This is a genomic window from Streptomyces sp. ADI95-16, from assembly GCF_003721495.1.
In the GTDB taxonomy this organism is placed as follows: domain Bacteria; phylum Actinomycetota; class Actinomycetes; order Streptomycetales; family Streptomycetaceae; genus Streptomyces; species Streptomyces goshikiensis.
In genome coordinates, this window is record NZ_CP033581.1 from 7,659,878 (window position 1) to 7,678,022 (window position 18,145).

An 18,145-nucleotide genomic window follows, 5' to 3' on the forward strand; every position below is an offset into this window, starting at 1 on the left:
GGGTGGGGAGGGGCGGGGGACTGGTCAGTCGGCGTGGTGGACGGGGATCACCGGCGGGGCGGTCGTTGTCAGTGGCCTACCCCGTGTCTCGGGCATCCACCGGGCCAGGGCCAGCGCCGACGCGCCCGTGACGGCCGCGTACAGGGCGAAGGTCCCGGCCAGCGACAGGTGCTGGACCAGCGGGAGGAACGTGGTGGCGACCACGAAGTCCGCCGCCCAGTGGGCCGCGGTGGCCAGGCTCATCAGCGCTCCCCGGGCCTCGGAGGGGTAGATCTCCGAGATGTACACCCAGAACACCGCGGCGGGGCCGACCGCCCCGGCCGTGATGAAGACGCACAGCAGCAGGGCGGTGACGGCGCCCTCGTGACCGAGGAGTCCGGCGGCCGTGATCCCCAGCGCGGTGAGCGCCATGACGGCGAGCCCGCCGATCATCAGCGGCCGCCGCCCCCACCGGTCCAGGCACAGTACGGTGACCACCGTCGCCGCGACGTTGCACAGCCCCACCAGGATCGAGCCGACGATGCCGCCGGCCGAGGTGAGGCCGCTGGAGGCGAGGATCGTCGGCGCGTAGTAGATGGCGGTGTTCAGGCCCGTCAGGTGGACCAGGACGGCGATCGCGAGGCCCAGCACCACCCACCGGCGGCCCGCCCGCGCGCAGGCCAGGCGCAGACCGGTGCCGCGCACCGGGTCCTGAGCCGGGACCGCGGGGCCGCCCTCCGTCCCGATGCCGAGCCGGGCCGCCGCCAGCGCCGCCCGTTCGCCGTGTCCCCGGCTGCGCAGCCAGTCCGGTGACTCGGGTACGAGGAACATCCCGCCCAGCAGCAGGAGGGCCGGGGCGATGCCCGCGGCCATCATCCAGCGCCAGGCTCCGGCCGGTTCGAGGGCGTAGGCGACGACGTAGGACAGCAGCAGCCCGATCGTGATCATGAGCTGGTTGAGCGTGACCAGGGCGCCCCGCCGGGCCGGCGGGGCGATCTCCGAGATGTACAGCGGCACCGCGAAGGACGTGGCGCCCAGGGACAGTCCGACCAGGAAGCGCCCGGCGAGGAGCGACCCGGTGCCGATGGCGGCGGCGGAGGCGAGCGTGCCGACCGCGTACACCGCGGCCGCGGCGCCGATCACCGGGAGCCGGCCGAAGCGGTCCGCGAGCCGGCCGCTGCCGGGAGCCGTCAGCGCGGCTCCCAGCAGGGCGGCGGACACCGCGGCGCCCTGGACCCAGGACGACAGGCCGTACTCCGCGGTCACCAGCGGCAGGGCCCCGGCGATGACGCCCGTGCCGTAGCCGAAGAGCAGCCCCCCGACGGAGGCGACGCAGACCGTCAGGGTGCGGGTGGCCGCCGGCGATCCCGTGGGCCTCACGGGCCCTCCGACGCTTCGTCCGACGTGTCCACGGCGGCGCCGCCGGCCGCGGCGGACGCCACCAGCGCGCTGCCCACCCGGGCGGTGCGCCGGGACGCGGCGAGCGGCATCGGCGTCGGCCCTCCCTCGCGCACCGCCCGCGCGAAGGCTTCGACCTGGAGCCGGTAGTGATTGGCCGCCGGGACGGTCTCCTCGCGGACGCCGCCGTCCTGCGTCAGTACGGTGATGACCCCGTCCTCGCCGTCCATCGCCCAGGCGTTGCGCACCATGACGGTGCCGCGGGTCCCCTGGAGTTCGTAGGCGGCGCGCGGACCGTAGTCGATGCCGTAGTCGACGACCGCGGAACGCCCCTGCCCGAAGTCCATCGTCGCGACCGCGCTGGACTCCACGGCGAGGCCCGGGCGGCTGCTGAAGCGGGCGCTCACCCGCCGGGGAGCCTGCCCGAAGAACAGCAGCGGGACGTCGACGGCGTAGCAGCCGACGTCCCAGGTGGCTCCGCCGCCCAGGGCGGGCTCCAGCCGGATGTTGCCGCTGCCGCTCTCGATGCGGAACGCGAAGGAGGCCCGTACGAGGCGCAGTTCGCCGATCGCGCCGGAGGCGAGGATCTCGGCGGCACGCGACTGCTGGGGGTGGAAGCGGTACATGAACGCCTCCATGACGGTGCGCGACGCCGCCTCGGCCGCCTTCTCGACGCGTGCGCAGCCGTCCTCGTCCATCGCCAGGGGCTTCTCGACGAGGACGTGCTTGCCGGCCGCCAGCGCCCGCAGCGTCCAGTCGACGTGCTCCGTGTTGGGCAGCGGTACGTAGACGGCGTCGACGGCGGGGTCCGCGAGCAGCGAGGCGTAGTCCGGGTGGGCGGTGGCGCCGAAGGCGCGGCCCACTTCCCGGGCGGACCCGGCCCGTTCGGGGCGGCTGGCGACGGCCGTCAGGGCGCAGCCCGGGGCCGCGGCGATGGCCGGCATCAGGTGGGTGGCGATGTAGGAGGTGGCACCCAGGACACCCCAGCGCAGGGCGCCGTCCCGCTCGTCGTGGGCCCTCATGCGTTGTCCTCCTGGATGAAGCGGGCCGCGCGTTCGGCGACGGCGGCCACGGCCGCGTGGATGTTTCCGGTGATCATGTTGGGGATGACGGAGGCGTCGGCCACGCGCAGGCCGCTCGTGCCCCGGACCCGCAGCCTCGGGTCGACGACGGCGCCGGCATCCCCGTCGAGGCCGATCCGGCAGGTGCCGACCGGGTGGAACTGGGTCTGCGCGTTGGCCCGTACGAACGCCTCCAGTTCGCGGCGGGAGGCCGTCGCAGCGAGCGGCGCGGGGCCGGCCGTCAGCCCCGCGAGCGGGTCGGTCGCGGCGATGTCGCGGGCGATGCGCACCCCCTCCACCAGGACGTCGAGGTCGGCGGGGTGGGTGAGGTAGGCGGGGTCGATCAGGGGATGCGCGCCGGGGTCGGCGGAGGCCAGCGCGAGCCGGCCGCGGCTGAGGGGGCGGGTGACGCCCGGGCCTATGGTGAAGCCGTGGCCGAGGCGCGCCGCGTTGTTGAGGTCCTTCATCGGGGCGAAGGACAGCTGGATCTCGGGCGCGCCCGACGCACCGTCGAGGCACACGAAGCCGCCGGCCTCGCCGAGGTTGGAGGAGTCGGCGACGGGGTGGCCCTCGGCGGTGTCGTAGGCGAGCGAGACCTGGACGTGGTCGTGGAGGTTGGAGCCGACGCCGGGCAGGTCCACGGCCACGGGTACGCCCAGCGCCGCCAGGTCCGCCGCCGGGCCGATGCCGCTGAGCAGCAGCAGCTGCGGGGCGGCGACGGCTCCCGCGCACACCACCACCTCGGCGGTGCAGCGGATCGAGCTCACCGGGCCCGCGCCACCGCGCCGGATGCGTACGCCCCTCACGCGGCCGCCCTCCAGCAGGAGGCCCTGTACGGCCGCGTCCGTCACGAGCGTGAGGTTGGGGCGGTCGAGGGCGGGCCGCAGGTGGGTGCGGGCGGTGTGGCCGCGGTGGGCGGGAGCGCCCGGGGCGGCGGTCGTGCGGGTGGTGCGGTAGAGGCCCACGCCCTCCTGTCGGCCGGCGTTGAAATCGGGGTTGCCGGGCAGCCCGTACTTCTGCGCGGCTTCGACGAACGCGGCGGCGAACGGATGGGGCCCGGTGTTCTCGGCCACCGGGAGGCGGCCGTACGGTTCCGCGTCGGCGGGGCCTTCGAGACGTTCCAGGTACGGCATGAGGTGGCGGGCGTTCCAGGTGTCGCCGCCCCAGCGCTGCCACGCGTCGAAGTCCGAGGCGGCGCCGCGGATGTGCACCATGGCGTTGATCGCGCCGGATCCGCCCACGACCCGGCCGCGGGGCCAGGCGAGGCGTCTGCCGTCGAGGGCGGCCTGCGGCGTGGTGCGGTAGCGCCAGTCCAGCTCGCCGCCGAGCAGCGAGGGCCAGGAGGCGGGCCGGGCGATGCGCGCGTCGGTGTCCGCGGGCCCGGCTTCCAGGAGCAGGACCCGACGGCCCGGGTCCTCGCTCAGCCGGGCGGCGACGACGCTGCCGGCCGCGCCCGCGCCGACCACGACGTAGTCGTAGGTGGTGAAGCTTTCCATGGGGGATGTCCTTCGGGTGCGTCCTTCGCTCCACTGAGCAGGGGAGTGGCGGGAGGAGGGGGGACGGGGGCGTCCCGGGCGTCCCCGGGCGGCGCGGCGCGGGGGCTTTCCGGGCGCGCCGCCTCAGGTCGCGAGGAATCCGCCGTCCACGCCGATGACCTGACCGTTCACGTACGAGGAGGCGGGGGAGAACAGCCACAGCGCCACGTCGCAGACCTGGCCCGGCGTGCCGATCTCCCCGGAGGGGATCAGCCCGCGCCAGGTCGTGGCCCCGCCGACGGCCGCCTCGGAGGCGGCCAGCATGTCGGACTCGACGGGCCCCGGGGCGACGGCGTTGACGCGGATCCCCTCATGGGCGTGTTCGACGGCCGCCATGCGGGTCAGGGCCACCGCGGCGTGTTTCGAGGCGACGTAGGCGCCGATGCCGGGGAAGACGGTGCGCAGCCCGTGCACCGAGGTGTTGTTGACGATGCTGCCGCCGCCCTGGGCGGACATGAGCCGCAGCTCCTCCCGCAGGCACAGCCACAGCCCCCGGGTGTTGACGGCGAAGGCGCGGTCGAAGTCGTCCGTCGTCAGGTCGGCGAGGCGGCCGTCGCCGGGAACACCGGCGTTGTTGAAGGCGTGGTCCACCCTTCCGTACAGCTCGACGGTCCGGGCGAACAGGTCGCGGACCTGTCCGGGGCTGGTGACGTCACAGCGGACGAAGCGCGCCTGGCCGCCCCGTGCCCGGATCTCGCGCTCGGCCTCGGCGCCGCGCTCCTCGCTCCGGGCCGCGATGACGACGCGCAGCCCGGCCGCCGCGAACGCCACGGCGGCCGCCCTGCCGATGCCCGCGCTGCCGCCGGTGACGACCACGACCCGGCCGTCGGATCCGTCGGATCCGTCGGGGGCTTCGCTCATCGGTCGGCACCCACGCACTGTCCCGTCCGGCCGGCGCCGGTGCCGAGCAGGCGGCCCATGCCCGCGCAGGCCCGTTCGATCTCGCCTTCGGTGACGTCGTTGAGGAAGCACACCTCGCCGATCGCGGTGAGGATCGGCAGGTTCTGCTTGCCGTCGCGGTGCAGGACCGTATCCGCGAGGCCCTCCAGGACGAGTTCCACGTCGCAGAACAGCGGGTGGGAGGGGGCGAGCCCCATCCGCCGGGCCACGGCGACGATGCGGGTGAACTGGTCGTCGTCGATCAGGCCCCGGCCGACGGCGAGGAGCGCGGAGAAGACGCAGTCCATGGCCACGGCCTCGCCGTGCAGCAGTTCGGGGAGGGCCCGCATCTCCACCAGCGGCGAGAACGAGTGCCCGTAGTCCACGGACCGCTGGAGGTCCTTCTCCCACAGGTTGGGCTGGAGCTCCTCGGCCATTCCCGCGATGGCCCGGCCGATGACCTCGTCGGCCACGGCTGCCGCCGGGCCGTCGCCGCGCCGGCCGGGCTCCTCACCGGGCCGCGGGTCCTGGAAGCGCGCCTCGATGAGCTCCGCGCCGTACTCCTCCAGGAGCTCGAACAGACGCAGGTCCTTGATCAGGGCCATCTTGAAGATCTCGCCCATGCCGTTGCGCAACTGGCGGCGCGGGACGGTGGCGAGGAAGGAGCGGTCGATCAGGGTCCGGGGCGGCGGGGTGTAGGCACCGAGACGGTTGCGGTAGCCGCCGTAGTTGATGCCCGACTTCGCGGCCACGCTGACGTCGACCTGGCCGAGGAGCGTGGTGGGCACCCGGACGAACGGGATGCCGCGCCGGTAGAGACTCGCGGCGAGCCCCACCACGTCGGCCACGACGCCGCCGCCGATGACGATCGGCGGGGAACTGAGGCGGTTGGTGCCGACCTCGTTCAGCTTGTTGACCACTTCCAGGACGCGCTCGATGGACTTGTTCTCCTCCGAGCCGGGAAGCGTCAAATAATCGACGGGCACGTCGTTGTCTGAGAAATAGGTGCGAATTTTCGTTCCGTACAGCTCGTCCACGGAATGGTCGAGAATGACGAGCCGGGTACCCGTACCGCGGCCGCCGCCGGGAACGGTGAGGAGGTCGGGATTCTCCGGATTCAACAGGTCATGGGTTTCGACGATCTCGTATTCGACGGGTAATTCCGTCTGAATCTTCCAGCTCTGCTGACGCGTGGTTCCGCTCATGGTGGTTCTCCCTCTCGCTGCCACAGCGTTCGGTTTGTTGCACTACGGAACATACAGCGAGGCCGGGGCGGCGCAAATGGAGATTTTCCCGCCATATGTCTTATTCGTCCTATGTCTTGACGGGTGGGATGGTCCGGTTTCTGTTGCTCTCGCCCTCTCGGATCGGCCACGCCCCGAGCCCTGTGCGGTGGCTCAAAAGCGCCCCTCCCCTCGGCTCGCCGCCCCGTCACGCGCTTGGGGTGGCGCCGGTGCCCCGTGACTGTCGAAGGCTGAAACAATTCGGTCGGATACCCTCCCGGGGGAGGGCGGAATCCGGTCAATCCGAGGGAGTTCGTATACGGCTTGACCATTGCCGTTGTGGCGTATCTCACCGTTAAATCCACCATCGGTCTCCAGAGTTTGAGACACGCCGGCGTCATCGAATCGAGCGGGCGGTACGGAATACCTTCGGTAACCCCGACTGGCCGGGGGCGGCCGTCGTCGCCCGCCCCTTCCGGCCTGCCCCTGTCCGGTCCTGCCCTGCCCTGACCGCCGTCCGCGTGGCCCGCGCCGGTGCGTACGTTCGGCCCGCGGCGGTGATTCGGCGGCTCGGAACGTGTCGCCGCGCGCGATACCGGCCCCGGCGTGGAACCGTCTCTGCATGACCGAAGGCTCGACACCTCACATCTCGCCGGCGCGGATCACCGTCCTGGGCGTTCAACCTGGAAACCCGCCCTTCCGCATCGTGGAGGTCGACGGAGAGTTCGTCGGCAGGGCGATGTCGATGACGGACGTGCTCCTGGTCGCCTCCGAGGCGGGGATTCCGATCCACGACCTCGACGACCTCGATGTGGTCCGGTGGGTCGGCGGCGGCAAGTTCACCTGGACGCCGCACTAGCCCGGTCAGGGCATCTCTTCCGGGGCGCGGTGTTGGGCGATAGGAGGATCGTCCCGGCGACTTCTTCGTGTCATCTGCCAGTACGGCGGCCGGACGGGGGCGGAGCAGACTCACTGCCACGACCGCGCGGCCACGACCGAGGACCGCCGCGGCCGCGTACAGGACGAACCGAAAGAGGGGGGCGGCACGTGAGCGTGCAGCAGTACGACGAGATCGGTGAGGCGTTCGAGGGGTTCAAGTCCCTGCCGCTGACGCGGTACGGGGAGGTACCGAGCTTCCTGGGCGTGGTCGGGGACGTGAGGGGAAAGTCCGTGCTCGATCTGGCGTGCGGCACCGGGTTCTACAGCAGGGAGTTCAAACGGCGCGGCGCGACCGACGTCCTCGGTGTCGACATCTCCGCCGAGATGATCGCCGCCGGGGAGCAGGCCGAGCGGCGCGAGCCGCTGGGTGTCCGGTACGAGGTCGGTGACGTGGCCGAACTGCGCCGCCTCGAAAGGCGCTTCGACATCGCGGTGGGCGTGCAGTGCCTCAACTACGCCGAGGACATCGCTGCGATGGAGCGCATGTGCCGCGCCGTCCACCGGAGCCTGGTGCCGGGCGGAGAGTTCTTCGTACTCGCCCAGAAGCCCGACTACCGGTTCGACTGCGCGTCCTTGGACACGTACGGGTTCCGCTGCGAGGCGACCGGCGAGGAGGCGGAGACGGGTCCGCGGGTGCGGGTCACGGCTCTCCTCGACCCCCGGCCGATCAGCATCGTCGCCACGGCTCCGCGCCGCGAGGTCTACGAGGAGTCCCTGCGGGGGGCCGGGTTCGGCGCGCTGGAGTGGCTCCCGCTCCAGGTGTCCGAAGCGGGCGTCCGTGAGTTCGGCGAGGAGTTCTGGGCGGACCTCCTCGCGAACCCGCCGCTGGAAATGCTCCGCTGCCGCACCTGACCGGCCGGTCGGCGGGGGCGCCCTACTTGGATTCGACCCGGCCGGCCGGGTCGGGGGCGGTCGTCAGTGTCTCGCGCGCCGCCCTCCACGCGGCGTGGTCGGGGTGGAACGCGGTACGGAGCCAGGCCGCGGTCAGTCGGCCTACGGCGGTGACCCGTTCGGGCTCCTCGTCCGTGGTCTCGGCGGCGTCGTATCCGGCGATCCCGCCGAGACCGTGCTCCGCGTCGAACAGGGTGAGCAGGGTCTTGGGGCCGGGGGCGAGGGTGTACGGGTCGGCGTGCCAGTCCGGCCCCATGTCCGTGAAGTGCCGGGAGTCGTCCTTGTCGCCGGCGACGACCAGTGCGGGGGTGGTCATGGTGGAGAAGTCGATGCTCTGGAGGAACGGCACCTGCGCGGCCATGGGCCCGGTGAGGACGTCGCCGCCCCGGCCGGGGGCGGCGAGCAGTACGCCCGCCTTGATCCGGGGCTCGAACAGGTTCGCTTCCTCCCCGGTGTCGGGGTCGGTGACCCGGGCGCCCAGCAGGAGGCCGGCGGTGTGACCGCCGAGCGAGTGCCCGGCCACGGCCACCTTGTCGTGATCGACCCGCCCCGCCAGCTGTGGCACGGCGGCCTCGATCAGGTCGAGCCGGTCGAGGACGTGCGTCATGTCCTCGGCTCGCGAGCGCCAGAAGTGCGGCGCTCCGGGGGTGTCGGCGTGCAGGTGGCTCAGGGTGCGGGAGCTGAGGTGGGTGGGCTGGATGACGACGAACCCGTGAGCCGCCCAGTAGTTCGCCAGTGGCGCGTAGCCGTTCAGCGAGGAGAGGTGGTTCGAGCGGCCGTGGCCGTGGGACAGGAGGATGACGGGGAGGCCGGTCCCGGTCACGGGCGCCGAGACGCGGACCTGGAGGTCCGCGGGGCGCCCGGGTACGGACAGCACCACCGGGCTGAAGGACAGCACCGGGGTCGTGTCGGCGGATGTGGCTGCGCTCATGACGAGTCGTTCCCCTCTGTGGAGCCCGCGCGCGCCGGTCGTCTCGTTCGAACGGCGACGGGCAGGGCGGTCGGGGGCGGCCCGCTTCGGTCAACCAAAACGGAACGCCGCTCCGTATTAGTATTCGGAGCGGCGTTCCGTTTTGTCAAACGATACGGGGGGGGGGGTGGCGCGAGCCCGTTCCCGGGAGGCGGAGCTGGTCCGATCGGCTCGGAGTGGGCATCCGTAAGGCGGTAGGTGGGGAGGAAACCGATGTATCCGGAGGTTCACGCATATAACCTCACCCTCGACAGCGAGGACGGCGTACTGCGGGAGGCGTCATGACCGAGGGGTCGGTTCCCCTGCCCTATGCAGATCCGGCCTTCGTGGCGGACCCGTTCCCGCTGTACCGGCAACTGCGCGAGGACGGCCCCGTGCGCCGCGTCGTCATCGCGGGCGCCCTGGACGCCTGGGTGGTCACCCGCTACGAGGACGGGCTCGCGGCCCTGTCCGACTCCCGCCTCAGCAGCGACGTACGCGACGCCTCGGACGCCCGGCTCCTGCGGCAGCTGCCCACATCGGGGGGCGAGTCGCTGATGGGCAACATGCTCCGCAGCGATCCGCCCGACCACACCCGCCTGCGACGGCTCGTCTCCAAGGCGTTCACCGCGCACCGGGTGGCCGGGATGCGGCCGCGGATCCAGGCCATCACCGACCAGCTGCTGGACGCGGTCGCCCCGGCCGGCCGTGCGGACCTCGTCGCCGACTTCGCGCTCCCGCTCCCGGTCACGGTCATCAGCGAACTGCTCGGGGTGCCGGTGGACGACCGGCACGACTTCCAGCGCTGGACCAACCGCATCGTGACCCGCGGCGCGGAGCCACCGGATCCCGCCGTGGTGAACGAGGCGTACCAGCACATGCGCGCCTACGTGACCGAGCTCGTCCACGCCAAAAGGGCGGCCCCCGGCGAAGACCTGCTCAGCGGCCTCATCGCCGCCCGGGACGAGGAACAGCGGCTGACCGAGGACGAGTTGGTCGCCATGGTGTTCCTGCTGCTGGCCGCCGGCCACATCACCACGGTCAACCTGATCAGCGGCGGCATCGCCATGCTGCTCACCCACCCCGGCCAGCTCGACCTGCTGCGCTCCGACCCCGAACTGCTGCCGGGCGCGATCGAGGAGTTCCTGCGCTACGACGGGCCGGTCAGCCCCGGCATCGCCCGGTTCGCGCGCGAGGACGTCGAGATCGCCGGCGTGACCGTTCCGCGCGGCGCGACCGTGCTGATCGGCTCGGCCATCGCCGACCGCGACCCGGCGCGCTTTCCCGACCCCGAGCGCCTGGACATCACCCGGCAGGACAACGCCCACCTCGCGTTCGGGCACGGCATCCACTACTGCCTGGGCGCGCCACTGGCCCGGCTGGAGGGGCAGATCGCCATCGCCGCCGCCCTGCGCCGGCTCCCCGGGCTCGCCCTCGCCGTGGCACCGGACGAGATCCGCTGGCGCCCCGGCGGTCTGCGCGGCCCCGAGAGCCTGCCGGTGACGTTCACCCCGGGAGGTTAGGGCCTGGGCCGTGGGCCGTGAGCCGTGGGCCGTGGATCAGCCCGGACGGTGCTGCCGTCCGGGCCGGTCCAGGGGGGCGGGCGCCTAGTTGGGGGCCACCCGGCAGGCGCTCACCGCGGTGCCGTTGGTCACGCCGCCCGCCGTCAGGCCGCTCACACACTGCGCGTGGTCGCCGGTCAGGCCGACGTAACAGGCCATTCGTATGGAGTCCGGGGCCTCTCCGCCCTGGAGTTCCCGCTCGACCTGGTTGATGCAGGCCGTGACGTCCGCGTGGGCGGCGGGGGCGATGAAGGCCACGCCACCGAGTGCGAGGGTCAGGCCGGTGAGGGCACCTGCGATACGGGTCGACGTGCGCATGGGACGCACCTGCTCTCCGGGATCGTCGTGCGGCCCGGAACCTGGAAGTGCCGGATCCGCGTGGGAACGGCGCCGAGCGCGCCCGGCCGGGGTGCGGCCAGGGGTCCGGGCCCCGCCCGGACCGGCTCGACAGGGCTTTCCTCCCTCTCTCGACGCTAGAGCAGCCCCCTGCCGTACGCACCCGCTGGGCCTTGCACCGGCCCGTACCGGGCCGGGACCGGCATCAGGGCCGTTCCCGCGCGCGCACGCGCCACGGCGCATGGTCCCGCGACCGGAGGGCAAACGGCCCGCAGGGAAGGTTCGTTGCTGACGGAGGTGGCGGCGGTGCGTGCTGCGAGGGTGCTGGAGTCCTTTCCCGCCGGTGATCCGCACGGCAGTTGGCCTGCGGAGGAGTACGCGGCGGGGTGCCGGGCGAGAGGTGAGCGGGCGACCGTCGTGATGGACCTGGAGCGGGACGCGTTCCTGGTCGTGACCCCCGACGCGGACGCGGCGGAGACCGCGACCGCTTAGGGCCTGTCTTTCGGATCAGGCCGGGCTCGCGGGCCGCGGCCCGCCCGGGAGTTGGGCGTGCGGGCGAGCCCTCCGCCCGGTTCAGCCCGGCCAGTGCACGCGTCCCAGGTGGATCAGGCGGAGCTGGCCGCGGGCCGTGCCGATGACGGCCGACCAGTCCTCGCCGCGCAGCGAAGCGGCGAGGCAGGCCGAGGCCGTCATGAACATGTGGTCCACCAAGAGCCGCGACAGCATGGTCACGTCGTCGGCGCCCCAGCCCGCGCTGACCGGATCGGCGGCGAGGGTGGCGCCGATCTCGTCCGCGAACGCGTCGAGTTGCCCGTCGATGGCCTCGCGCACCGCCGTGACCCCGCCGTGCCGCTCGCGGACGAGGAAGCGGACGTGCGCCGGACGGCTGCGGACCAGTTCGGCGACGAGACGCACCGCGGCGTCGCCGCGCCGGGCCGCGTCACCGGTCTCGGCGAGGACGTCCCGCACGGTCTCGTGCAGGCTCGCCAAGGCCTCCTCGACGAGCGCGGCCCCCAGCTCGCCCATGTCGTGGAAGTGCCGGTAGAAGGCGGTGGGGGTGACTCCGGCGGCCCTGGCCACCTCCCGGAGCCCGAGGCTCCCGAGGCTGCGCTCCTCCAGCTGCGACAGGGCCGCGTCGAGGAGGGCGCGTCGGGTACGGCGGCGTTGGGCCTCGCGGACACCGGTGTTCGGACTCATGTCGGGAAGTCAACCTCGTCACAGTCGCCAGCCGCCAGCATGTGCCAAACTATACCGGATAGTCAGTGAACAACTGTTACCTGAAGGCAGGAGGAAAACCCGTGCTCTTCCTCGTAGTCGCACTACTCGTCCTCGGCGTCGTCCTCGGCGCCGTGGCCCACGTGCCGGTACCGGTCAGCGTGGCCGCCGGACTCGCCATCGCCCTCTGGCTCGCCGTCTTCGCGGCGCGCGAACACCTCTCGGGCCACCGCTCCGGCCGGCCCGGCAACCGGGGAGGCCTGCGATGACCCCGCGCACCGAGATGACCCCGCGCACCCCCGCCAAGAACGCCCCGGCTCCGGTCCCGACTCCGGCTCCGGTCCCGACTCCGGCTCCGGCACCGACCCCGGCGCGGGCCCGAACGCGTGACGCCGACGCGATGGCCGTCACCGCGTTCGTCCTCGGCCTCGTCGGGCTCCTGGTGATGAACATCGTCCTGGGCCCCGTCGCCGTCGTCCTCGGCTCCCTCGCCCTGTGGCGGCGCACGTCCCGGCCGGGCCGCGCCCGCCTCGGGATCGCCCTGGGCGTGGCGGACCTCGTGGTCCTCGCCACCCTCGTCAGCGCCGACCACACCTGGTCGTGGAGCCTGACCTGAGCGGCCCGGCCCGGCCGGCCCGGCCCGGCCCGGGCATGACGGCTCAGAACGTCCAGCGCGTGTGGGAGTAGACCCCGTCGTCCCGGCCGAAGCCGTACGCCGTGGCCGGGGCCACCGCGAACACGACCACGTCCCCCCGGCGGAACGCGTCCCCGATCCCGTGGAAAGTGCCCTCGGGGGAGGTGATGTGCGCCCCGTACTTCTCCTCGTACGCCGCGATCACCTCCTCCAGCGCCCCGGCGTCGACGACCGGCTCGGCCGTCCCCTCGACCACGAGGTCGAGCCCCTCGGTGAGTGAGTTCCCCCCGGTCGTCACGGCGCAGTGACCGTCGTGGGCGAGGTTCCTCGCCTTCTGCTCCGTCGCGCCGGTCGAGAAGTACAGCACCCCGCCGTGCCAGGCGGCGATCACGGGCGTGACGTGCAGCCGGCCGTCGGGCCGCACCGTGGACACCCAGAAGATCTCGGCGGCCCGCAGCTGCCGCTGGGCCTCGGTCCACTCGGTGGGAGTGACGTCCTCGGCGCCGGGGCGGGGATGGAGCGCCGAGCTGTAGCGCGCGTCGAGTTCGGTCGTGGGCTGCTTCGCGGGCCCCTGTGCTGGTGGCATGGCAGACCTCCTTCCTCCCCACAACGACGGGCCGCCCGCCCGGAAACCGTCCCCCGCCAGGCCGCACCCGTTTGCCGGGCCCCCGCGCGGTACGGCCCCCTTCCGTAGACGCCCGGGTTGACCACCCGCGACCCGGGCCGTACCCACAGTGCACGGCCCGCCGTGTCCTGGGGCGAACCCGGGCGATCGAACATACGATGGGCGGGAACCGGCGCGGGCGGTTTGCCGTGCCGCCAGCTCGGGGTGGGAGACGTACGCATGACAGAGGTCGCCGAAACGACGCGGACCGTCATTCTGACCGTGGACGACGATCCGGGAGTGTCCCGCGCCGTCGCCCGTGACCTGCGGCGCCGCTACGGCGCCGGATACCGGATCGTGCGCGCCGAGTCCGGCGAATCCGCGCTGGAGGCGCTGCGCGAGCTGAAACTGCGCGGCGACCTGGTGGCCGTGATCCTGGCCGATTACCGCATGCCGCAGATGAACGGCATCGAATTCCTCGAACAGGCCCTGACCGTGTACCCGGGCGCGCGGCGCGTGCTGCTGACCGCGTACGCCGACACCAACGCGGCGATCGACGCGATCAACGTCGTCGACCTCGACCACTACCTGCTCAAGCCGTGGGACCCGCCCGAGGAGAAGCTCTATCCGGTCCTGGACGACCTCCTCGCCGCCTGGCGCGCCAACGACTACCGGCCCGTCGGCGTCACCAAGGTGATCGGGCACCGCTGGTCGGCGCCCTCCTCGAACGTCCGGGAGTTCCTGGCCCGCAACCAGGTGCCCTACCGCTGGTACTCCTCCGACGACCCGGAAGGGCGGCGACTGCTGGAGGCGGCCGGGGCCGACGGGCAACGCCTGCCCCTGGTGATCACCCCGGAAGGCACCCCGCTGATCGAGCCGGAGGTGCCCGAGCTGGCGGCCCACGTCGGGCTCGCGACGACGCCGGCCACCGACTTCTACGACCTCGTCGTGATCGGCGGCGGCCCGGCCGGCCTCGGCGCGGCCGTGTACGGGGCCTCCGAAGGGCTGCGCACCGTGTTGATCGAGCGGTCGGCGACCGGCGGACAGGCCGGCCAGAGCTCCCGCATCGAGAACTACCTCGGCTTCCCGGACGGCGTGTCCGGCGCGCAGCTCACGGACCGCGCCCGCCGCCAGGCCGGCCGGTTCGGCGCCGAGATCCTCACCGCGCGCGAGGTCACCGGGCTGGAGGCCAACGGCGCGGCGCGCGTCGTCAGCTTCTCCGACGGCTCCAGGATCGCCGCGCACAGCGTCATCCTGGCGACCGGCGTGTCGTACCGGCAGCTCCAGGCGCCGGGCTGCGACAGCCTGACCGGCTGCGGGGTGTACTACGGCTCCTCGCTCACCGAGGCCGCCTCGTGCCAGGGGCAGGACGTCTACATCGTCGGCGGCGCCAACTCCGCCGGACAGGCGGCGATGTACCTGGCGCGCAGCGCGAAGTCGGTGACGCTGCTGGTGCGGGGGGAGTCCCTGACCGCGTCGATGTCGTACTACCTGATCCAGCAGATCCAGGAGACGCCGAACATCACGGTCCGGACCCGGACCGTCGTCGAGGCCGCGCACGGCGAGGGGCACCTGGAGCAGCTGACGCTGCGCGACGTGGACAGCGGCGGCGCCGAACTCGTCGACGCGCAGTGGATGTTCGTCTTCATCGGCGCGGCCCCGCTGACCGACTGGCTCGACGGTACGGTGCTGCGCGACGGGCGCGGCTTCATCCTGGCCGGACCGGACCTCACCCCGGACGGGAGGCCGCCGGCCGGGTGGGAGCTGGACCGGCCGCCCTACCACCTGGAGACCAACATCCCCGGCGTGTTCGTGGCGGGCGACGCGCGCGCCGAGTCCGCCAAGCGCGTCGCGTCGGCCGTCGGAGAAGGAGCCATGGCAGTGATGCTCGTCCACCGGTACCTGGAGCAGTCGTGAGCGGCCGGCTCATGCCCTGCAGCCCGCAGGAGATCGCCTCGCTGTTCCTGTTCGAGAAGCTCTCCCCGCAGCAGCTCGGGCGGCTGTGCGCCGAGGGGCGGGTGGAGCGGTTCGAGGCCGGTCCCGTGTACACCGAGGGTGACCCGGCCACCTGCTTCTACGTGATGGTCGAGGGCACCGTCGTCATGTCCCGCCGGGTCGGCGGCGACGACGTGGAGGTGAGCCGGACCTCGCAGCGCGGCGTGTACGCCGGGGCCATGCAGGCCTACCTGGGGGACCAGGTGCCGCAGACGTACACCAACTCGATGCGGGTGACCGAGCCGACGCGGTTCTTCGTGCTGCCCGCGCAGTCGTTCGCGGACATCATGCAGGAATGGTTCCCGATGGCCGCGCACCTGCTGGAGGGCCTCTTCTTCGGCTCGAAGAACACCCAGCGGGCCGTCGGCCAGCGCGAACGGCTGCTGGCGCTGGGGTCGTTGTCCGCCGGCCTCACCCACGAGCTGAACAACCCGGCCGCGGCCGCCGTCCGGGCCACCGCGACGCTGCGCGAACGGGTCGGCAAGATGCGGCACAAGCTGGCCCACATCTCCCAGGGCCAGTACTCGCGCGAGACGATCGCCGAGCTCATCGAGATCCAGGAGCGCACCGTCGAACGCGTCGCGAAGGCCACGGCGCTCAGCCCGCTGGAGGCCTCCGACCGGGAGGACGAACTCGCCGACTGGCTCGACGACCACGGCATCCAGGAGGGCTGGCGGATCGCGCCGACCTTCGTACAGGCCGGACTGGACACGGACTGGCTGGAACAGGTCGCGGCGACGGTGGCCGAGGAGATCCTGCCGTCGGCCATCGGCTGGCTCAACTACACCGTCGAGACCGAGTTGTTGATGGACGAGATCGACGACTCCACCACCCGCATCTCCCACCTCGTGGACGCCGCCAAGCAGTACTCGCAGCTCGACCGCGCCCCGCACCGGGTCGTCGACGTCCACGAACTCCTCGACAGCACGCTGCTGATGCTGTCCGGCAAGACCGGCTCCCGGGTCCGCGTGGTCAAGGAGTACGACCGCTCCCTGCCCGAAGTGCCGGCCTACCCGGCGGAACTCAACCAGGTGTGGACCAACCTCATCGACAACGCCGTCTTCGCCATCACGAGCACCGGCCACGACGGCACGCTGACGGTCCGCACGGCGCGGGAGGGGGACCGGCTGCTCGTGGAGTTCCGCGACACCGGCCCCGGCATCCCGGCGGACATCCGCGGCCGCATCTTCGACCCCTTCTTCACCACCAAACCGGTCGGCCAGGGCACCGGCCTCGGCCTGGACATCTCCTGGCGGATCGTCGTCAACAAGCACCACGGCAGCCTCCAGGTCGAGTCCGAACCGGGCGACACCCGCTTCCAGGTGCTGCTGCCCCTGACCGACCCGGAATCCGACACCACAGAGGAGCCCGTATGACCGACGGCATCGACGGAATCGACGGAATCGACCCGAGCACGCCCCCCAGCGGCACCGGCTGCGCCGACTGCGACGCGCTCGGCGGCTGGTGGTTCCACCTGCGGCGCTGCGCCCAGTGCGGCCACATCGGCTGCTGCGACTCCTCGCCCGGCCAGCACGCCACCGCCCACTGGAAGTCCGCCGGCCATCCGCTGGTGCAGAGCTTCGAACCGGGCGAGGAGTGGTTCTGGAGCTATGACACCGACGCCCTCTACGAGTCCGGCCCCGCACTGACGCCGCCGGTCGCCCACCCCGATGACCAGTCGGCCCCGGGACCGGCCGACCGCGTTCCGCAGGACTGGACGCGACAGCTGCACCGCTGACCGTCGGACGGGGGCCGGGGCGGGGGAGCGCGGTGTCAGTGCCCGGCGCGGGCGGCCAGTGCGCGCAGGAAGCGCACGTACGGCGACCAGCGCGCCGGGCGGACCACCCGGCCCGTGGAGGCGAGTTCGGCGCGGTCGAGGCCGTCCTCCAGGCAGGCGTCGTGCAGTGGCCGCCAGGCGAGCGGCCAGGTGATCCGGGCCAGTCCGCTCGTGGTCATGGAGAGCGTGTGGTGCAGCCGGGTCCGGCCGGGGCCCGCGGGCAGTACGGCCAGCTCGTGGTGGCCGTGGAACCCCCGCGGCCCCGTGAACTCGAAGCGGATCCAGCTTCCCGGCGCGTACCCGGACACCGTGTAGCGCACCGGTCCGTGGCCCCCCACCGCGCCGGGCGCCAGCGGGCGGTCGAACTCCATCGGCGACCAGTCCCGGCCGGGCCACAGCAGGTCGCCGTCCCCGCTCGCGAGGGTGTCGATGAGCGCGCCCACCTCGCTCTCCTTCGCGTTCAGCAGGCGCTCGTGCACGTTGTGGACGCCCATGCGTCCTCCCCTCAACAGTATTGGAGACCGCTCTCCAATAAATTGGAGGGTACCCTCTGATTCATGGCCCGACCACCCCGCTTCGACACCGACCAGCTCCTCGACGCCGCAGTCGCCCTCGCCGCCGCCGGGGGACCGGCCGCCGTGACCATGTCGGCGGTCGCCCAGGCCGTCGGCGCGCCGAGCGGCTCGGTCTACCACCGCTTCGCCGGGCGCCCGGCGCTGCTCGCGGAGGTGTGGCTGCGGACCGTCGAACGGTTCCAGCAGGGCTACCTCGCCGTGCTCGGCGGGGAGCCCGACCCGCACCGGGCGGCGCGCGCCGGCTCCCGGTACGTGGTGGCCTGGAGCCGGGAGAACCCCCGGGAGGCCGCCCTCCTCCTCTACGGGGCCGCCGACTTCGGCCGAGCCGACTGGTCCGCGGAACACACCGCGCGCGCCGACTCCGGCAACGGCAGGGTGTTCGCCACCGTGAGCGGTCTCGCCCGGGCGCTGGGCGCCACGGACGAGCAGGCCCGGGACCGGGTCACCGTGGCCCTGGTCGATCTGCCGCTGTCCGTGGTCCGCCGCCACCTGCGCGCGGGCGCAGCCCTGCCGCCGCACGCCGAGTCCCTCGCCGAAGACTGCACGGCGGCCCTTCTGGCCTGAGCCCCGTCGGCCCGACGCCGTGGCGGCCG

20 protein-coding genes are annotated in these 18,145 nt (G+C 72.8%); 10 read left to right on the forward strand and 10 right to left on the reverse strand.

The annotated features are described in order from the left end of the window. Nucleotides 1–24: 24 nt before the first annotated feature. From EES41_RS34090 to EES41_RS34110, 5 genes are all read right to left on the reverse strand, one after another. Nucleotides 25–1,359: a sugar porter family MFS transporter gene (locus tag EES41_RS34090; protein WP_123081745.1), complete on the reverse strand. Its 1,335-nt coding sequence runs from the start codon at nucleotides 1,357–1,359 to the stop codon at nucleotides 25–27. After that, on the reverse strand, nucleotides 1,356–2,399 hold the full coding sequence (locus EES41_RS34095; protein ID WP_254211673.1) for a Gfo/Idh/MocA family protein: 1,044 nt from the start codon (nucleotides 2,397–2,399) through the stop codon (nucleotides 1,356–1,358). Before EES41_RS34095 ends, EES41_RS34090 begins: the two co-directional genes overlap by 4 nt. Then, nucleotides 2,396–3,934, reverse strand: a complete 1,539-nt coding sequence (locus EES41_RS34100) for a GMC family oxidoreductase (protein WP_123081746.1) — start codon at nucleotides 3,932–3,934, stop codon at nucleotides 2,396–2,398. The genes EES41_RS34095 and EES41_RS34100 overlap by 4 nt, the downstream gene beginning before the upstream one ends. 123 nt (nucleotides 3,935–4,057) lie before the next feature. Next, entirely contained in the window at nucleotides 4,058–4,834 is a 777-nt protein-coding gene (locus tag EES41_RS34105) for an SDR family NAD(P)-dependent oxidoreductase (protein WP_123081747.1), read from the reverse strand. Further along, nucleotides 4,831–6,057: a sedoheptulose 7-phosphate cyclase gene (locus EES41_RS34110; protein ID WP_254211674.1), complete on the reverse strand. Its 1,227-nt coding sequence runs from the start codon at nucleotides 6,055–6,057 to the stop codon at nucleotides 4,831–4,833. The genes EES41_RS34105 and EES41_RS34110 overlap by 4 nt, the downstream gene beginning before the upstream one ends. A gap of 640 nt (nucleotides 6,058–6,697) precedes the next feature. On the opposite strand from EES41_RS34110, the gene EES41_RS34115 reads away from it, so the two are divergent. Both EES41_RS34115 and EES41_RS34120 read left to right on the forward strand, forming a co-directional pair. Next, a complete protein-coding gene (locus EES41_RS34115; RefSeq protein WP_123081749.1) occupies nucleotides 6,698–6,934 on the forward strand; it encodes a hypothetical protein in 237 nt (78 codons plus the stop codon). A 188-nt stretch (nucleotides 6,935–7,122) separates the two neighbouring features. After that, nucleotides 7,123–7,866: a class I SAM-dependent methyltransferase gene (locus tag EES41_RS34120; protein ID WP_123081750.1), complete on the forward strand. Its 744-nt coding sequence runs from the start codon at nucleotides 7,123–7,125 to the stop codon at nucleotides 7,864–7,866. Between the two features lie 22 nt (nucleotides 7,867–7,888). Here the strand turns inward: EES41_RS34120 and EES41_RS34125 are convergent, their stop codons facing one another. Further along, entirely contained in the window at nucleotides 7,889–8,836 is a 948-nt protein-coding gene (locus EES41_RS34125) for a chlorophyllase (RefSeq protein WP_123081751.1), read from the reverse strand. A gap of 320 nt (nucleotides 8,837–9,156) precedes the next feature. On the opposite strand from EES41_RS34125, the gene EES41_RS34130 reads away from it, so the two are divergent. Then, nucleotides 9,157–10,377: a cytochrome P450 gene (locus tag EES41_RS34130; protein WP_123081752.1), complete on the forward strand. Its 1,221-nt coding sequence runs from the start codon at nucleotides 9,157–9,159 to the stop codon at nucleotides 10,375–10,377. 84 nt (nucleotides 10,378–10,461) lie between these two features. Here the strand turns inward: EES41_RS34130 and EES41_RS34135 are convergent, their stop codons facing one another. Beyond that, a complete protein-coding gene (locus tag EES41_RS34135; protein ID WP_123081753.1) occupies nucleotides 10,462–10,734 on the reverse strand; it encodes a hypothetical protein in 273 nt (90 codons plus the stop codon). A gap of 306 nt (nucleotides 10,735–11,040) precedes the next feature. Between EES41_RS34135 and EES41_RS34140 the strand changes: the two genes are divergently transcribed. Beyond that, on the forward strand, nucleotides 11,041–11,244 hold the full coding sequence (locus tag EES41_RS34140) for a hypothetical protein (protein WP_037793902.1): 204 nt from the start codon (nucleotides 11,041–11,043) through the stop codon (nucleotides 11,242–11,244). Nucleotides 11,245–11,325: 81 nt separating this feature from the next. Here EES41_RS34140 and EES41_RS34145 read toward each other — a convergent pair whose 3' ends face one another. Further along, on the reverse strand, nucleotides 11,326–11,949 hold the full coding sequence (locus tag EES41_RS34145) for a TetR family transcriptional regulator (RefSeq protein WP_123081754.1): 624 nt from the start codon (nucleotides 11,947–11,949) through the stop codon (nucleotides 11,326–11,328). Between the two features lie 101 nt (nucleotides 11,950–12,050). On the opposite strand from EES41_RS34145, the gene EES41_RS34150 reads away from it, so the two are divergent. Both EES41_RS34150 and EES41_RS43320 read left to right on the forward strand, forming a co-directional pair. Further along, on the forward strand, nucleotides 12,051–12,236 hold the full coding sequence (locus tag EES41_RS34150) for a hypothetical protein (RefSeq protein WP_123081755.1): 186 nt from the start codon (nucleotides 12,051–12,053) through the stop codon (nucleotides 12,234–12,236). Continuing rightward, nucleotides 12,233–12,583, forward strand: coding sequence for a DUF4190 domain-containing protein (locus EES41_RS43320; protein WP_254211675.1), 351 nt, complete (start codon nucleotides 12,233–12,235; stop codon nucleotides 12,581–12,583). Before EES41_RS34150 ends, EES41_RS43320 begins: the two co-directional genes overlap by 4 nt. A 43-nt stretch (nucleotides 12,584–12,626) precedes the next feature. On the opposite strand, the gene EES41_RS34160 is transcribed toward EES41_RS43320, so the two are convergent. Next, nucleotides 12,627–13,187, reverse strand: a complete 561-nt coding sequence (locus tag EES41_RS34160; RefSeq protein WP_123081756.1) for a pyridoxamine 5'-phosphate oxidase family protein — start codon at nucleotides 13,185–13,187, stop codon at nucleotides 12,627–12,629. Nucleotides 13,188–13,445: 258 nt separating this feature from the next. Here EES41_RS34160 and EES41_RS34165 point away from each other — a divergent pair, with 258 nt between their 5' ends. From EES41_RS34165 to EES41_RS34175, 3 genes are read left to right on the forward strand one after another with little or no spacing between them, the layout of a single operon-like run. Then, nucleotides 13,446–15,122 carry an FAD-dependent oxidoreductase gene (locus EES41_RS34165; RefSeq protein WP_123081757.1) on the forward strand — a complete coding sequence of 559 codons (1,677 nt, stop codon included), beginning with the start codon at nucleotides 13,446–13,448 and terminating at the stop codon, nucleotides 15,120–15,122. Continuing rightward, nucleotides 15,119–16,576: an ATP-binding protein gene (locus EES41_RS34170; protein WP_123081758.1), complete on the forward strand. Its 1,458-nt coding sequence runs from the start codon at nucleotides 15,119–15,121 to the stop codon at nucleotides 16,574–16,576. Before EES41_RS34165 ends, EES41_RS34170 begins: the two co-directional genes overlap by 4 nt. After that, nucleotides 16,573–16,938, forward strand: a complete 366-nt coding sequence (locus tag EES41_RS34175; RefSeq protein WP_123081759.1) for a UBP-type zinc finger domain-containing protein — start codon at nucleotides 16,573–16,575, stop codon at nucleotides 16,936–16,938. Before EES41_RS34170 ends, EES41_RS34175 begins: the two co-directional genes overlap by 4 nt. Nucleotides 16,939–16,973: 35 nt before the next feature. On the opposite strand, the gene EES41_RS34180 is transcribed toward EES41_RS34175, so the two are convergent. Next, nucleotides 16,974–17,471, reverse strand: coding sequence for an SRPBCC family protein (locus tag EES41_RS34180; RefSeq protein ID WP_123081760.1), 498 nt, complete (start codon nucleotides 17,469–17,471; stop codon nucleotides 16,974–16,976). Nucleotides 17,472–17,534: 63 nt separating this feature from the next. Between EES41_RS34180 and EES41_RS34185 the strand changes: the two genes are divergently transcribed. After that, nucleotides 17,535–18,116 (forward strand): TetR/AcrR family transcriptional regulator, encoded by a 582-nt coding sequence (locus tag EES41_RS34185; protein ID WP_123081761.1) that lies wholly within the window; start codon nucleotides 17,535–17,537, stop codon nucleotides 18,114–18,116. Nucleotides 18,117–18,145: the final 29 nt, after the last annotated feature.

Coding starts and splice junctions, on each gene's coding strand:
- EES41_RS34165 (WP_123081757.1), top strand. CDS start 13,446: ATGACAGAGGTCGCCGAAACGACGCGGACCGTCATTCTGACCGTGGAC.
- EES41_RS34100 (WP_123081746.1), bottom strand. CDS start 3,934: ATGGAAAGCTTCACCACCTACGACTACGTCGTGGTCGGCGCGGGCGCG.
- EES41_RS43320 (WP_254211675.1), top strand. CDS start 12,233: ATGACCCCGCGCACCGAGATGACCCCGCGCACCCCCGCCAAGAACGCC.
- EES41_RS34175 (WP_123081759.1), top strand. CDS start 16,573: ATGACCGACGGCATCGACGGAATCGACGGAATCGACCCGAGCACGCCC.
- EES41_RS34115 (WP_123081749.1), top strand. CDS start 6,698: ATGACCGAAGGCTCGACACCTCACATCTCGCCGGCGCGGATCACCGTC.
- EES41_RS34135 (WP_123081753.1), bottom strand. CDS start 10,734: ATGCGCACGTCGACCCGTATCGCAGGTGCCCTCACCGGCCTGACCCTC.
- EES41_RS34105 (WP_123081747.1), bottom strand. CDS start 4,834: ATGAGCGAAGCCCCCGACGGATCCGACGGATCCGACGGCCGGGTCGTG.
- EES41_RS34180 (WP_123081760.1), bottom strand. CDS start 17,471: ATGGGCGTCCACAACGTGCACGAGCGCCTGCTGAACGCGAAGGAGAGC.
- EES41_RS34125 (WP_123081751.1), bottom strand. CDS start 8,836: ATGAGCGCAGCCACATCCGCCGACACGACCCCGGTGCTGTCCTTCAGC.
- EES41_RS34185 (WP_123081761.1), top strand. CDS start 17,535: ATGGCCCGACCACCCCGCTTCGACACCGACCAGCTCCTCGACGCCGCA.
- EES41_RS34130 (WP_123081752.1), top strand. CDS start 9,157: ATGACCGAGGGGTCGGTTCCCCTGCCCTATGCAGATCCGGCCTTCGTG.
- EES41_RS34145 (WP_123081754.1), bottom strand. CDS start 11,949: ATGAGTCCGAACACCGGTGTCCGCGAGGCCCAACGCCGCCGTACCCGA.
- EES41_RS34110 (WP_254211674.1), bottom strand. CDS start 6,057: ATGAGCGGAACCACGCGTCAGCAGAGCTGGAAGATTCAGACGGAATTA.
- EES41_RS34160 (WP_123081756.1), bottom strand. CDS start 13,187: ATGCCACCAGCACAGGGGCCCGCGAAGCAGCCCACGACCGAACTCGAC.
- EES41_RS34095 (WP_254211673.1), bottom strand. CDS start 2,399: ATGAGGGCCCACGACGAGCGGGACGGCGCCCTGCGCTGGGGTGTCCTG.